We start from the raw sequence: 14,317 nt of genomic DNA on the forward strand, positions 1-14,317 counted from the left end.
TGCGGGGCTTTTTTGCGTTTCAGATGTTGAATTGCTTTTTTATGCTGAATTTAGTTAGGTAACGACTAAACCCAGGCATAAATTAAGCTCCCTCTCATTCGGAGAGATCCCTATAGATGTCGGGAGTAGAGAAGTTCAGCTACTTCCGCTCTCCCTTCATCGTCGAAGCAATCATTAAAGCCTCATAAGCGTTAACGATACCGCCGGATTTGCTTAGCGCGGTAAAATCCACCGTAGTTGTAGTGCCGGGCCTGTTCACCATAAAACCGGTTAAAGGTTTGGCGGATTGGATCAGCACCTGTTTTAACTGGCGGGCGCTCAGGTCGGGGTAATATTCGAGGACAAGCGCCGCCACACCGGCAGTAATGGGTGAGGAAAAACTTGTACCGTCTTCTGTTTCCGTTTCCTTGTTCAGGCCAACGGAAGTAACCTTAACACCGGGCGCGAAAACGTCAACGTTTTTTTTGCCATAATTGCTAAAATCTGCCGCTAAAGACTTATCAGCTTTTGGCCCCGATGCACCAACGTTGATCACATTATCCGCGTCAGTAGAAGAACCATCAAGAAAAGTATCATTCGGAAAGTCTTGTACATCATCAAGGTTCTGGCTGTCATTACCCGACGCGGTTACCAGTAAAACATCATGCGCGGCAGCATATTTAAAGGCGCCGTCTACCCATTCTTTATGCGGCGAAAGCTTTTTGCCGAAGCTCATGTTGATAATTTTAGCTCCATTGTTTACCGCGTAGTAAATGGCGTTGGCTACATCTTTGTCATACTCGTCACCATCGGGCGAAGCGATGATCGGCATTAGGCGCACATTATCGGCTACGCCATTAATGCCGTAGCCATTATTGCGTTTGGCGCCAATGAACCCCGCCACCATATTACCGTGGAAAGACTGGTCAAGCTTAAGAATATTGTTGCCGTAAACTTTACCGTCCTGCACATTAGGGTCATCTCCCACTGTGCTTTTACGAATATCAAGATCGGGGTTGATCGTACTGGTCAATTTGGCCAGGTAATCAGAGTAGTCCTTTAATATCTTGGTACTGGTGGTGTTGCTCCCTAACGCGGTAAACATGCTTATCCAAAGGTATTTTACATCTTTAAGTGTATCGCTTTGCGGTGTCCACCTTTGCACCTCGGTTAATCCAAAACTTTGCGAAGGCTGCAGTTTAAGCGTCTTTTTGATAATGCCGCTGGTTTTTACCATGGCATTCATTATAGGCGTAAGCTGTTTCAGTTCTGTTTGCGCCTTGTTGACAGAAGAGTCGCGCAGGTGCTGCACATGCAGCCAGTAAGCGTATTCCTTTTTATCTGTAGGTGTCTTGTCTGTAAGGGTTTGATACTTTTGTTTCAGGCGCTCATACTCTCTTACTTCTTCCAGGGTTTCTTTACAGTCACACTTAGCACCGGGGCCGCCTATAAAGTTCCAGCCATGTAGGTCATCGGCGTACCCGTTCTTGTCGTCGTCTTTACCGTTGCCGGCTTTCTCATGCGGGTTGGTCCATAATATACCTTGGAAATCTGCCTGCGCTGTATCGATGCCGCTGTCAACTATCGATACCAAAACCGTTTTACTCCTTTTGCCTTTCACAAAGTTGTAGGCTTTGTCGAGGCTTATACCGTAGTAGCCGTCGGCGGTAACATCAAGCGAGAACCAGTTTGTTGGTAAATTTACAGGAGTGGTTTGCTGTGCCGACGCCGTATAAACACAAATGCAAAAACAGAAAGCGGCAGCAATTGCCCGGGGTATTTTGTAGATCATGGATTATGTACGATAGTTATTTACTGCTAAAGATTTCTGAAGTTTAATTCCCCTCTTGAGAGGGGGCGCGGTGGGCTGAGTGATGGCAGGGGTGTGTTTGCTATGTTTCAGATACACACCCCTAACCCCTCCTCGAAAGGGGAATCCTATCTATTACACCTATTTAAATTTCATTTTCGTAATTGTAGAACGTTTAAAGGTCAAATTTTATTCCCTGTGCCAGCGGCAATTGTGCTGAATAGTTTATAGTATTGGTTTGGCGCCGCATGTAAGCTTTCCACGCATCGGACCCCGACTCGCGGCCACCGCCGGTTTCTTTTTCACCGCCGAATGCCCCGCCTATTTCTGCTCCAGAAGTACCAATGTTTACATTGGCTATACCACAATCCGAACCGCGATAGGATAAGAATTGTTCGGCCTCGCGCAAATTATTGGTAATGATGGCAGATGACAACCCTTGCGGAACTGCATTCTGGAGTTCGATAGCTTGATCTATAGTTTCGTATTTTATAAGATATAGTATCGGCGCAAAGGTTTCGTGCTGTACAATCGGGTAATGGTTTTCTACTTCGGCAATGCATGGTTTTACATAGCATCCCGACGCGTATTCATCTCCTGATAAAATGCCGCCATCAACAATAAACTTACCGCCCTGGGCTTTGCACTCATCAATAGATTTCAGGTAGGCATTAACCGCGTCCTTGTCTATCAGCGGCCCCATATGGTTATGCTCATCCAGCGGGTTGCCAATGCGGATCTGCCCGTAGGCGTTTATTAGTTTTTGCCTGAAGGCACCGTAAATACTTTCATGAATAATGAGACGGCGGGTTGTAGTGCAGCGCTGCCCGGCCGTTCCCACCGCGCCAAATACGGCACCCACCAGGGCAATATCCATGTTGGCATCCTTACTAATGATCACTGCGTTGTTTCCGCCTAATTCTAATAAGTATTTTCCTAAACGTTTGGCTACCGTAACCGCTACTTCTTTGCCCATACGCGTGCTGCCGGTTGCAGAGATCAACGCTACGCGGGTATCCGCGGCCATTTGTGCACCTATTTGGCGGTCGCCAATAACTAGGCATGATGTCCCTTCGGCAATTTTATTATCAGCAAATACCTTTTGAATGATCTGCTGGCAAGCCAAAGCCGTTAATGGCGTTTTTTCTGATGGTTTCCAAATGCAGGTATTGCCGCAAACCAAGGCCAGCATGGCGTTCCAGCTCCACACAGCCACCGGGAAATTAAACGCTGATATGATACCCACCACACCCAGCGGATGATACTGGTCATACATACGGTGGTCGGGCCGCTCGGAATGCATTGTCGAGCCGTATAACTGGCGACTTATTCCAACGGCAAAATCGCAGATATCTATCATCTCCTGTACTTCCCCCCAACCCTCTTGCAGGCTTTTACCCATCTCATAAGAAACAAGCTTACCCAGCTGGTCTTTATTTTCACGCAGCGCTGCGCCTATCTGCCTTACAATTTCTCCACGTTTAGGTGCAGGAATGGTTCGCCATTTCTTAGATGCTTCAACCGCTTTATCGGCAACCGCATCGTAATCGGCACCTGTTGCCATGTTTACAGATGCGATCTTTTGACCATCGACCGGCGAAATAATTTCTTTGGTTACAGGGTTAGAATTGCCGCCAAACACGCTTCCCGTACTAAAAGCCGGGTTTAAAGCGTTTATTTTAAAATGAGCAAGAACAGGCGTGATATCAAACTTCATAGGAGTAGAAATTTAAGTTTTTTAAGCCCTCCCTTCCGGGGAGGGTTGGGAGGGGCTTGTTTTGGCAAATGTACATATTACGGCCTCATCCCAACCCTTCGCTGAAGGAGAAGGGCTGTAAAGTTTTTCCCATTTTTTAAATAAGCTAGAGGGAGAGGTCACACGCAAAAGCCTAAATACAAATTAACGCTTACAATCAATTACTTACGCATCCCGGTGTTAACAAGGTGGATTTGTTGAAAACTTAAAGCACTGCCGTGGGTCTTATTAGTGTAATTTAATTCCCAAAGAGTGATAAGTCGTGTCACTTTTGCTCATATTGCTAGTCTTAGAATAAAACCTATCTGATGGACGAAGAATTTGAATACGGTTTTACCGAGGATCCTAAGTTCTCTGTTGAGAGATACGAAGAGATGATCCGAAACCATGATCAGTACTTTTTTGATGCACAAGCCTTCGAGAACATTATTGATTACTATATAGAAAAGAACGACCCGGCAAAGGCCATACAAGTGGTAGAATATGCCAAAAACCAGCACCCTTTCGCGGCCATCTTTTTAATAAAACAGGCACAGCTGCTGGTGGTGACTAACCGAATGTCTGAGGCTTTTGCCGCGTTAGACAAGGCAGAAATGCTGGAAGCTTCTGAAGCTGATATCTACGTGATCCGTGGTAACTTGTATGAAAACCTGGAACGGTATGACGAGGCTTTGGAGAATTATGAGAAGGCACTGAATATGGCCGAAGAGCAGGATGATATCTTGCTGCACATCGCTTACGTTCACCAGAATATGGGCGATTATGAAACTGCCATATCTTACCTAAAACGCTGCTTGGAATACAACATGGAAAACCAGGATGCCCTTTATGAACTGGCTTTTTGCTACGACGTAATGGATAACCAGGCAGAGAGCGTGCAGTTCTATGAGCAGTACATCGATAACGAGCCTTACAGTTATGCAGCCTGGTATAATTTGGGTAACGCGTTTACAAAAATGGGGCTGTTTGAGAAGGCTATAGATGCTTACGATTATGCTATCCTGATAAAGGACAGCTTCGCCTCAGCTTACTTTAATAAAGGTAACGCTTTGGTTAACCTCGAGAAATATCAGGACGCCATAGATGTTTACCGCCAAACCTTTGAGTACGAACAGCCTAACGGCGATACTTATTGTGCCATTGGCGAATGCTATGAAAAGCTGGAGCAGATGGACGAGGCCCGCTCTTTTTATAAGAAAGCTGTTAAGATGGATCCAAAACTTGCAGATGCCTGGTTTGGTATCGGCGTGACTTTGGATTTCGAAGAGCGCTATTTTGAGGCACTACACTTTTACAAGAAGGCTTTAGACCTCGACGCGCTGAATGCAGATTACTGGTTCGCTATCGCGGATTCTGAATATAAGTTGGGTAACCTGCAAAAGGCCGAAGATGCCTATGAAAAAGTAGTGGAACTAAACCCGCTGGATGTTGATGCCTGGCTGGACTACTCATCTATCATGTATGAGCAGGAGCGCTTGGTTGACGCTATTGAGGTGATGGCCTTGGCGATTAAGAACAATCCTGAAGCGGCGGAGCTATATTACCGTATAGTGGCTTATTTATTCGCGAAAGGCGATTATAACGATGCCCTCACCAATTTAGAGCTGGCATTAAACACCGACCCCGACAAGCATTTTATCTTGTTTGAATACCTGCCACAGTTACAGCAAAACAAAGTGATACTGGATATCATTGCCAGGTATACTAAATAAATTCCAACTTGATTTAAACTAAAGACCATTCGTCAAAAGCGAATGGTTTTTTCATGCTAAATTAACATTAGTCTATTTTGTTATAGGCTATAACCGATTATCTTCGCATCATGAATTTTTTCCTGGATATGTTACCTCAACGTGCAGAAAAACCACGTGGCAATGGCCTCACCATGATGATGGACAAAGGCTTAGGCTTGCATGCCATTGAGGACCTGCTTGACATGAGCGCCCAATACATTGACGTTGTAAAATTAGGCTGGGCTACTTCATATGTAACCAACAAGCTGGGAGAGAAATTAAGGCTGTACCGCCATGCAAACATCCCCGTTTATTTCGGTGGTACGCTGTTCGAAGTTTTTTTGATACGTAACCAGTTTGATGAGTTTCTTCGCACGCTGGAGAAGTTTGATATGACGCATTGTGAAATTTCAGACGGATCGATGAGCATACCGCATGACAAAAAGTGTGAATATATTTATCAGGTAAGCAAGCACGTCACTGTCATATCCGAAGTCGGTTCAAAAGATGCGCAAAACGTCTACACCCCCGATGAGTGGGTAAAATACATGCAAGCCGAGCTACAGGCCGGTTCATGGAAGGTAATTGCCGAAGCCCGCGAAAGCGGCAGCGTTGGCATATATGGCGATGGCGGCCGGGTACGCGACGAGGTGATCGATAGCATTGTGACGAATGTACCGCAGGATAAAATCATCTGGGAAGCGCCGCATAAGGAGCAGCAAGCATGGTTCATTAAGCAGTTGGGCGCAAATGTAAATTTAGGCAACATCAGTTGTGCCGACATTATTCCGCTTGAAACATTACGCTTAGGCATCCGCAGCGATACTTTTGATACTTTTCTTTAGGTACAGATTGCACCGGTTAAAATTGATTTCACCAATTAGCTATCCTCACCTGTTTCATTTTGGATGGGTGATTACTTAGTGGCACAATAACTGTTTATATTTTTTGTAATAGCTATCAAAGGGTTTACTTTGTACATGACCAGCGAAATCATTTAAAATCTGTGAAATCATAATCTAATGAAGATCTACGGCATAATAGGTTACCCCCTTGGACATTCTTTTTCCAAAAAATACTTTACAGATAAATTTCAGCACGAAAAGATAGATGCCCGCTACGAAGTTTTTCCAATGGAAAGCCTGGATAATTTCGACGAGTTTCTGGAGAGAAATCCGAACATATGCGGACTCAATGTAACCATTCCGCACAAGGTGAGCATGCTAAAACATACTGATTGGCTGGGCAGTATAGCTAAAGAAATTGGCGCCGTTAATTGCCTGCGTATATCCAACGAAAGCCCGGTCGCTGCCGCGCTTAGCGGCGAGGTTGGTTTTGGCGGTAAAGACTTTTTGGTAGAGGGTTTCAATACCGATGCCTATGGTTTTGAACGCTCACTAAAGCCATTCCTCACTTCTGCTCATGACAAGGCATTGATCCTGGGCGATGGTGGCGCGGCTAAAGCGGTTAAATATGTTCTGGCTAAATTGGGCATCCCTTATGTATGCGTAACCCGTAAAAAGCTGCCGGGAAATTTGTTATTTTCAGAGTTAGACCAGGAAATTATGGAAAGCCGTAAACTCATCATCAACACCACTCCTCTCGGCACCAGTCCCGATGTTGATACCTGCCCATCTATCCCCTATGAATACCTTGGCGGCTCACATTTACTTTACGACTTGGTTTACAATCCCGAACTTACGCTGTTTATGCAAAAAGGTGCAGAGAAAGGCGCTGTTGTGAAAAACGGATATGAAATGTTAGTATTGCAGGCAGAAAGATCATGGGAGATTTGGAATTCAAAAGGGCTAAATCCGTAACAGTACTGCACTTGTTGTTAATCTGTATGCTTTTGCAGGCTTGCAGTGGCAACGCAGATTATTCGCCCAAGCCCCGCGGCTTTTACCGAATCATTTATCCCAAAAAAAGCTATCGCGAATATACAGGCGGCTGCCCAATAGATTTTCAATACCCGACTTATACTTTCCTGGAACCAGACCGCCGGCCGGATGCCAGACCATGCTGGCTTGATATGCAATTTCCGCAGTTTAACGCTACGCTGCACTTAAGCTATCAGCCCGTTACTTCAAAAAAGATATTTAACCAATTGGTTGAAGATGCGCGTACTTTCGCTTTTAAGCATACCGTTAAAGCTACCGCCATTGATGAAGGGCTGATCCGCTATCCTGACAAGAAAGTTTACGGCATCTATTACACCATCGATGGCAACGCGGCTTCATCATCGCAATTCTTTTTAACAGACAGCACCCGGCACTACCTGCGTGGTTCGTTATATTTCAATTCGCAGCCCAGATTAGACTCCATTCAGCCGGTGCTTAACTTCATCAAAAAAGATATCGATGTAATGATCAAAAGCTTTAAGTGGAAATAATAAATTTAGAGTGATTACAACTATGTCAGCCTGAGCCTGTCGAAGGCCTAAACAATCTAAATGAATAATAGCCATTAATACTTTGTGTACATTTTGCAATGCAACAATGGCTCATATTACGTTGGCATAACAAACGATCTGGAAAGGCGCTTATATGAACATATAAATGGTATAAACGACAAAGCCTTTACATTTGATAAGAGGCCATTGAAGTTAGTTTTTCATTATAGATTTGATAATGTTAATGACGCTATAAATTTTGAGAAGCAAATAAAAGGCTGGCGCAAAGAGAAAAAGGAAGCACTGGTTAATGGCGATTGGCACATGCTACCTGATTTATCTAGAACATCCAAAAATAAAATTACCAATACAAAAAAATTGTAGAATGGTTCGACAGGCTCACCATGACATTGGCGGCTTAACGTGATTAAAGCAAATTCCCCAAATAAAAACATGATCCAACGCTTCACTAATAACCCTTTCGAGGAAAACACCTATATCCTTTACGATGATAGCGGCGAATGCGCCATCATAGATCCCGGTATGGAAACCGCCGCCGAGCAGAACGCGGTGGTTAATTTTATCACTCAAAATAAACTCAAGCCGGTTTTACTACTCAACACACATTGCCACATCGACCACATAATCGGTAATAAATTTGTATTCGATCAGTATGGTTTAAAGCCGCAATACCACATTGGCGAGCAGCCGTTGGTAGACGAGGCACCGTCGCGGGCACAAGTGTTTGGTATTAGATATGAACTTTCGCCCAAGCCGGATCATTACCTTCCGGAAAGCGGACAGATCACCTTTGGTAATACTACACTCGATTTGATATTCGCACCCGGCCACTCCCCCGCCCATCTGTGCTTTTATGATAAGGCAGATAACATATTAGTCGGCGGCGATGTACTGTTCCGAAACACCGTAGGCCGCACAGACCTGCCCGGCGGTAACCACGCCTTGCTCATCAAAAACATCGAGGAAAAACTTTTTACCCTTCCGGACGATTGTACCGTTTACCCGGGCCACGGGCCCGAGACTACTATTGGATATGAAAAGGCGAACAATCCGTATTTTTAACACCCCCCAGTCCCCTAAAGGGAGAGTTTGGATCTGTTGTTCCCCCTTCAGGGGGTTAGGGGGTTGCGCTTGAACACCTCCATTTACATAGCCAAGCGTTACCTGTTTTCGGTAAAAAAGATGCACGCTATCAACATCATCTCTGGCATATCTATGCTTGGGGTTTTTATAGGCAGTGCGGCATTGGTTATCATTTTATCCGTGTTTAATGGGCTTGAGGGTGTCATCTTATCATTATACAACAATTTTACTCCTCAACTGGTGATCGAGCCGGTTAAGGGAAAAACTTTTGCTGATAACATAGCGCCATTCAACAAGATAAAAAGCGATCCCGCTATATTTTCTTACGTAGAAGTGCTGCAGGAGCGCGCCCTTTTGCGTTATCGTAATCATCAGGTTATCGCCACTATGAAAGGCGTAGGCGATGGCTTTTTAAAAAATCCACGGTTGGATAGCATTGTACTTAACGGCTCTTTCGACCTGATGAGTAAGAACAAAGAGCCGCTGGCAGTTGTTGGCGCTACCGTTCAGGGAAGTTTGGGTATCAATGTTAACGATCCCTTTTCAGCTTTGCAGGTTTACGCGCCCAGCCGTAAAGCACCGCTCAATAGTATTAACCCGGCTGACGAGTTTGTGGTGCGCAACATTACACCGATCGGCATATTCTCTGTTCAGCAGGATTTTGATGATATGGTCATCGTTCCGTTGTCATTTATGCGCGACCTGTTAGCAGACTCTATTGAAGTGTCCTCTGTAGAACTGAACTACAAAAAAGGCACTAACATCAATAAAGTGCAGGCAGAAATTCAGCAGCAATTAGGCGATGGCACATACACGGTGAAAAACCGTTACGAGCAGAACACCTTACTGTACAAGATCCTGCATTCAGAAAAATGGGCGGTATTTATCATCTTAAGTTTTGTATTGGTTATCGCCATTTTTAACATTATCGGCTCGCTCACTATGCTGGTGATAGACAAGAAAAAAGACATCGCCATACTAAGCAGCCTTGGCGCGGGTAAGCAGCTCATCAAGGGCATATTCTTTTTCGAGGGGATGTTCATTTCATTGGTAGGCTGCGCCGGCGGAATCATTGCCGGGCTCATATTTGGCTTGCTGCAGCAACACTATGGCTTTATAAAAATGGGCGGCGGGCTTACGGTGATCAATGCCTATCCGGTAGCGTTTAAATGGACAGATTTTGTCTTGGTGCTGTTTACAGTTACGGGCATAGCCGTCATTGCGTCTGCCATAAGCGCAAGGCTGAGTGTTAAAGGCCTGGACGATTTTAAGCAGAATTTATAAACGGTGAGTGGTGATTGGTGAGCGGTGAGTAGTGGTTTGTTACAAAACAAAAAATCACCTTTCGCCTTTTAACTTTGAGCTTTTACCTAAATTAAAATACCTTTATCATTTCCGCTATTACTACCATGGAATCTAAACGTCAACAAAAATTTGCCGGTGTTATACAAGAAGACCTGGCTGCTATATTTCAGCGAGAGGGTATGAACTATTTGCCCAATACGCTGGTTACGATCACAAAAGTACGCGTAACGCCAGACCTGGCCATAGCACGCGTATTCCTAAGCTTTTTTAATAATACCAACACAGCACAGTCTTTAGCAATTGTAAAACAGCATGCTTCAGAAATACGCTATAAACTTGGTGCACGCATTAAAGACCAGGTGCGTATCATTCCACAATTGGAATTCTTTATAGATGATACCAGCGAATATGTTGAGCGCATGGACCGCATTTTTGATAAGATCAGCAAAGAAGACCGCCAGCCGGATACGGAATAGTTAACTGCCATATGAATAGGATGAGCCAGCTAGCGTATTATGTCGGAGCAAATCCGTCTGCCGTCAGCAAAGTTGTCGAGTTTAACGAGGGTATCGACAAATTCTTTTGTTTCGATTTTACAGCGGATAATAAAGATTTGGATACTGTCGATTTTGGAGACCAAGCATCCTTTACACATTATATAGACCATACCCTGCAAAAGCACGATTGCCGCTTTGGCATTGGCGGGTATATGGAGCATCGCGCCATTTACAAGCGCAGTGCGTTATTTAATACCGAAGAAGAACCCCGCCGCCTGCATCTTGGGATAGACTTTTGGGCACCAGCGGGAACAGCGGTTTACTCGCCGCTTGATGGTAAAGTGCACAGCTTTGCAGATAACAACCACTTTGGGGATTACGGCCCCACAATTATCCTGGAACATTGCCTTGACGGCTTAACCGTATATTCTTTATACGGTCACCTTAGCCGCAAAAGTCTCGACGGTTTGCATCAGGGCAAGACAATTTCATCAGGTCAAAAAATAGCCACCCTTGGCGAATGGGCAGAGAACGGCAGCTGGCCACCTCACCTGCATTTTCAGCTGATGTTTGATATGCAGGGAATGGCAGGTGACTTTCCCGGTGTGGGTAGATTTTCAGAAAAAGAAATACAACAACAAAATATTCCTGATCCCGCTATCATTTTGCAAATACCGCAAGCAACTATAATGCGCTAAAAGCGTTATGGTTATATGCTTAAGCATATCGGTTTTATAGTTTTCGTTTGTTGTTTAACTCTCAGGTCTACTGCGCAGCCTGTATTCAAAGGCGGGCAACCCGCGCTGGATAATTTCATCACCACAAAAATTGTTTACCCCGAATATTCGCGTCAGAACTGCATTGCCGCCACAATAAAGGTAGCGTTTAGACTAGACGCTGCAGGAAAAGTTGACACCGCTTATGTACAGGACGGGCCGGGAATTGATCTGGATGAGGAGGCAGTTCGCATTGTCAGAATGACATCGGGCAAATGGACAGTGCCAAACACTTATGCCATAGGTGCCGTCATCGTAATACCCATCACCTTCACCCCTGATTATTCAAGATGCAATAATGTGACAAATCAAAGCCGCCAGGCAGCCATTGCCAATTACAAAGCGCAAGAACAATTGCAGGATGCTATTACCAACTATTACAAAAATAAGTACCAGGGCAAAGGCGATCCCAACGTAGAAAAGCAAATCACCGCTTTGAAAATACAGCTGGGGTATGATGATTCTTTTATAAATGATTTACTGGACCAGGCCAATCAAAAATTTAAACAAGGCGACAAGGCAGGTGCCTGCAAAGATTGGAACTTTATACGCAACATTGGCAGCGATAAGGCAGATTCCTTTATTGCCAAAAATTGCAGATAACTATTTGCCTTTACGCATGGTGATATGCAGTGCTATTTCGCTGGCGTGAGGTATACCCAATGTGCTGCCCGGCTTTACGTGCAGGTAGTATTGCAGGTACCCGTCTAACAGTTTGTGACTTTTGCGTAAAAACGCCTGGTGATATTCCTCTTCATAAAAACCAACAAGGGGTTTGCCATAAGTCATTCTGCCACTCGCGTCCACATAGACAGAAAACGAATAACCAAAATCTTCATTGCCGTTATTGATCCGTATGTAGAAAGATGGATTCATGTAATCATCTGATGTATCGAAATGATTGAGCAAGGTCGGTTCTTCGGTCTTTTTCTCGATGATGAAGTTTGGGTTATTTGATGATAGCTGCACAGGGCTGCGCGCGGCAAAAGCCTTTGTGCTATCTTTTTGAGATAAGGCGATAAGCTTTTTTAGGTACGCTGTGTCTGCATGGGTTGGGCGGCGCAGCGCGCCGGTATCGCTATGCAAAACATTCCTGATGTAATCGTTCGAGTAGAAGGTCATGAAGACTTTATTGCCTTTAGTCTCTATGCTATCGCCGCTAAACTTTAGAATCTCTAATAGCAAACTGTCTTTGCTCATTTTGCGCATCTTATACCAGGTGCGCGCTGTATTGAAAATAGAATCATAACCGCGCGAAAGCGGAAAGTTTATATAAGTTTTTTTTATGGGGCTATAGATCCGTGCCGAATCATTCTTCAAAAATTCGAGTTCCCATTGCGGCTCCAGCTGATAACCGTATTCGTTAAAGATAAGCCCGTTTTGTAACCGGCGATGAACCTCTGTGTATTGAATGCCTTGTATAGGCTTAAAAGAAATGATCTCGCGTTTTGCAATGTGCCGCGGCTTGCATCCGGCTAAAGCCATCAACATTAAAAAGCATAGCACGTACCTGGTGCGAAGACATGTTTCCAAGAGCATATTCATTGCGGCAAGATACAGATAGAGTTATTTAATAAAGTGATGCTAACACTTTGAAATTAAAATAATGCCGAAGCGATGCGCTTGGTAGGTTCTGCATTACCCATAGTATAAAAGTGGAGCACCGGTGCACCAAACTCCATTAACTCTTTACATTGGTTGATCATCCATTCAATGCCAACTTCACGCACGGCATTGTCATTCTTACAGGCCTGTATAGCATCGCCCAGATCTTCGGGTATGTCAATGTGAAATATCTTCGGCAAACTAACCAATTGCTTTAAGTTAGTAATTGGTTTTAGTCCCGGGATAATAGGTACATTTATACCATTTTCGTGGCATTGGGTTACAAATTCTTTATACTTACTGTTGTCAAAAAACATTTGGGTAACAATAAAATTTGCCCCTCCATCTATTTTCTGTTTAAGATATTTGAAGTCGGTCTTTAAATTAGGGGCCTCAAAATGTTTCTCGGGATAAGCAGCCACTCCAATACAAAAATCTGTTTTATAGGCCGAAGGCTGATCTTCATGCAAGTAAATACCCTCGTTCATATTGGTTACCTGTTTTAAGAGGTCGGTTGCATAACAGTGCCCTCCCGGAGTGGGAATAAAACCGGCGTCGCCTTTACGGGCGTCCCCACGCAGCACCAATACGTTATCTATGCCTAAAAACTGCAGGTCTATCAACGCGTATTCTGTTTCTTCTTTGGTAAACCCGCCGCAGATCAAATGCGGAACGGTGTCTACCTTATATTTATGCTGTATGGCCGCGCATACTGCCACTGTTCCCGGGCGCTTGCGATAAGTTACCTTTTCAAGCAACCCATTACCACGTTCCTTGTAAGCGTTATCCTCGCGTGATGAGGTAACATCAATAAACGGCGGTTTAAACTCCATTAACGGGTCAATAGCGTTAAAGATGCCTTGTAAGCTTGAGCCCTTCAACGGCGGCAGCAACTCAAAAGAAAAAAGTGTTCTGCCTTTGGCGTTTGCGATATGTTCGGTTATTTTCATGCAGTATCAAGTAACGAGTATCAAGTATCGAGATAACAATTAGGACGCCAGGCTTTTTTGAAAACCGTGAAGCATCTTCTGCACTTCTATTATCTGATTACTTGTTATTTGTAGTTGTTCTTCTGTTATATATTTAAATTCACGGGCAAGGATCACTTGGGTTTCAAGTTCAAATGATGACCCAACCGCTATGCTAAAAAACTGGTACAGTTCTTTGTTTGATTTGCGACCACAACCTTCTGCAATATTGGAGGGTATCGATACCGCAGCACGCGTCATCTGGGAAATGAGACCAAACCTTTCTGCTTGAGGGAGATCTCTCGTAATTTCAAAAATTATTTTAGAAGGGCTTATTCCTGCTTTCCAAACTTTTAATTCTTTAAAGTTATGCATTCGCACTATCTTGATAC

At 44.3% G+C, this 14,317-nt stretch carries 15 protein-coding genes; 10 read left to right on the forward strand and 5 right to left on the reverse strand.

Annotated elements, in window-relative coordinates; translation table 11 throughout:
* Positions 1–139: 139 nt before the first annotated feature.
* On the reverse strand, positions 140–1,771 hold the full coding sequence (locus GO620_RS12605) for a S8 family serine peptidase (protein WP_157525710.1): 1,632 nt from the start codon (positions 1,769–1,771) through the stop codon (positions 140–142).
* Positions 1,772–1,964: 193 nt separating this feature from the next.
* Complete coding sequence (gene amaB / locus GO620_RS12610; protein ID WP_157525711.1) at positions 1,965–3,506, reverse strand: L-piperidine-6-carboxylate dehydrogenase; 1,542 nt, start codon at positions 3,504–3,506, stop codon at positions 1,965–1,967.
* A gap of 347 nt (positions 3,507–3,853) precedes the next feature.
* On the opposite strand from amaB, the gene GO620_RS12615 reads away from it, so the two are divergent.
* The 10 genes from GO620_RS12615 to GO620_RS12660 all read left to right on the forward strand — a co-directional run bounded on the left by GO620_RS12615 (position 3,854) and on the right by GO620_RS12660 (position 11,955).
* Positions 3,854–5,257, forward strand: coding sequence for a tetratricopeptide repeat protein (locus GO620_RS12615; RefSeq protein WP_157525712.1), 1,404 nt, complete (start codon positions 3,854–3,856; stop codon positions 5,255–5,257).
* 110 nt (positions 5,258–5,367) lie between these two features.
* A complete protein-coding gene (locus GO620_RS12620; protein WP_157525713.1) occupies positions 5,368–6,123 on the forward strand; it encodes a phosphosulfolactate synthase in 756 nt (251 codons plus the stop codon).
* A gap of 177 nt (positions 6,124–6,300) precedes the next feature.
* The gene (locus tag GO620_RS12625; RefSeq protein ID WP_157525714.1) at positions 6,301–7,098 is read left to right on the forward strand and encodes a shikimate dehydrogenase family protein; all 798 of its coding nucleotides are present in this window, start codon (positions 6,301–6,303) and stop codon (positions 7,096–7,098) included.
* A gap of 26 nt (positions 7,099–7,124) precedes the next feature.
* On the forward strand, positions 7,125–7,670 hold the full coding sequence (gene gldD, locus GO620_RS12630; RefSeq protein WP_449560068.1) for a gliding motility lipoprotein GldD: 546 nt from the start codon (positions 7,125–7,127) through the stop codon (positions 7,668–7,670).
* 84 nt (positions 7,671–7,754) lie between these two features.
* Positions 7,755–8,054, forward strand: a complete 300-nt coding sequence (locus GO620_RS12635) for a GIY-YIG nuclease family protein (RefSeq protein WP_200230019.1) — start codon at positions 7,755–7,757, stop codon at positions 8,052–8,054.
* A 69-nt stretch (positions 8,055–8,123) separates the two neighbouring features.
* A complete protein-coding gene (locus GO620_RS12640) occupies positions 8,124–8,753 on the forward strand; it encodes an MBL fold metallo-hydrolase (RefSeq protein ID WP_157525716.1) in 630 nt (209 codons plus the stop codon).
* 69 nt (positions 8,754–8,822) lie between these two features.
* Positions 8,823–10,058, forward strand: a complete 1,236-nt coding sequence (locus GO620_RS12645; RefSeq protein ID WP_157525717.1) for an FtsX-like permease family protein — start codon at positions 8,823–8,825, stop codon at positions 10,056–10,058.
* Between the two features lie 125 nt (positions 10,059–10,183).
* Positions 10,184–10,555 (forward strand): 30S ribosome-binding factor RbfA, encoded by a 372-nt coding sequence (gene rbfA / locus GO620_RS12650; RefSeq protein WP_157525718.1) that lies wholly within the window; start codon positions 10,184–10,186, stop codon positions 10,553–10,555.
* A gap of 20 nt (positions 10,556–10,575) precedes the next feature.
* Complete coding sequence (locus GO620_RS12655) at positions 10,576–11,274, forward strand: peptidoglycan DD-metalloendopeptidase family protein (protein ID WP_244139411.1); 699 nt, start codon at positions 10,576–10,578, stop codon at positions 11,272–11,274.
* 15 nt (positions 11,275–11,289) lie between these two features.
* Positions 11,290–11,955, forward strand: a complete 666-nt coding sequence (locus GO620_RS12660; protein ID WP_157525721.1) for a TonB family protein — start codon at positions 11,290–11,292, stop codon at positions 11,953–11,955.
* Here GO620_RS12660 and GO620_RS12665 read toward each other — a convergent pair whose 3' ends face one another.
* From GO620_RS12665 to GO620_RS12675, 3 genes are all read right to left on the reverse strand, one after another.
* The gene (locus GO620_RS12665) at positions 11,956–12,837 is read right to left on the reverse strand and encodes a hypothetical protein (protein WP_157525723.1); all 882 of its coding nucleotides are present in this window, start codon (positions 12,835–12,837) and stop codon (positions 11,956–11,958) included. It lies immediately after the preceding gene.
* A gap of 113 nt (positions 12,838–12,950) precedes the next feature.
* The gene (gene metF / locus GO620_RS12670; protein WP_157525725.1) at positions 12,951–13,907 is read right to left on the reverse strand and encodes a methylenetetrahydrofolate reductase [NAD(P)H]; all 957 of its coding nucleotides are present in this window, start codon (positions 13,905–13,907) and stop codon (positions 12,951–12,953) included.
* 39 nt (positions 13,908–13,946) lie between these two features.
* Complete coding sequence (locus GO620_RS12675) at positions 13,947–14,300, reverse strand: four helix bundle protein (protein WP_157525727.1); 354 nt, start codon at positions 14,298–14,300, stop codon at positions 13,947–13,949.
* Positions 14,301–14,317 lie beyond the last annotated feature (17 nt).

The organism is Mucilaginibacter ginkgonis (assembly GCF_009754905.2).
GTDB classification, from domain to species: Bacteria; Bacteroidota; Bacteroidia; order Sphingobacteriales; family Sphingobacteriaceae; genus Mucilaginibacter; species Mucilaginibacter ginkgonis.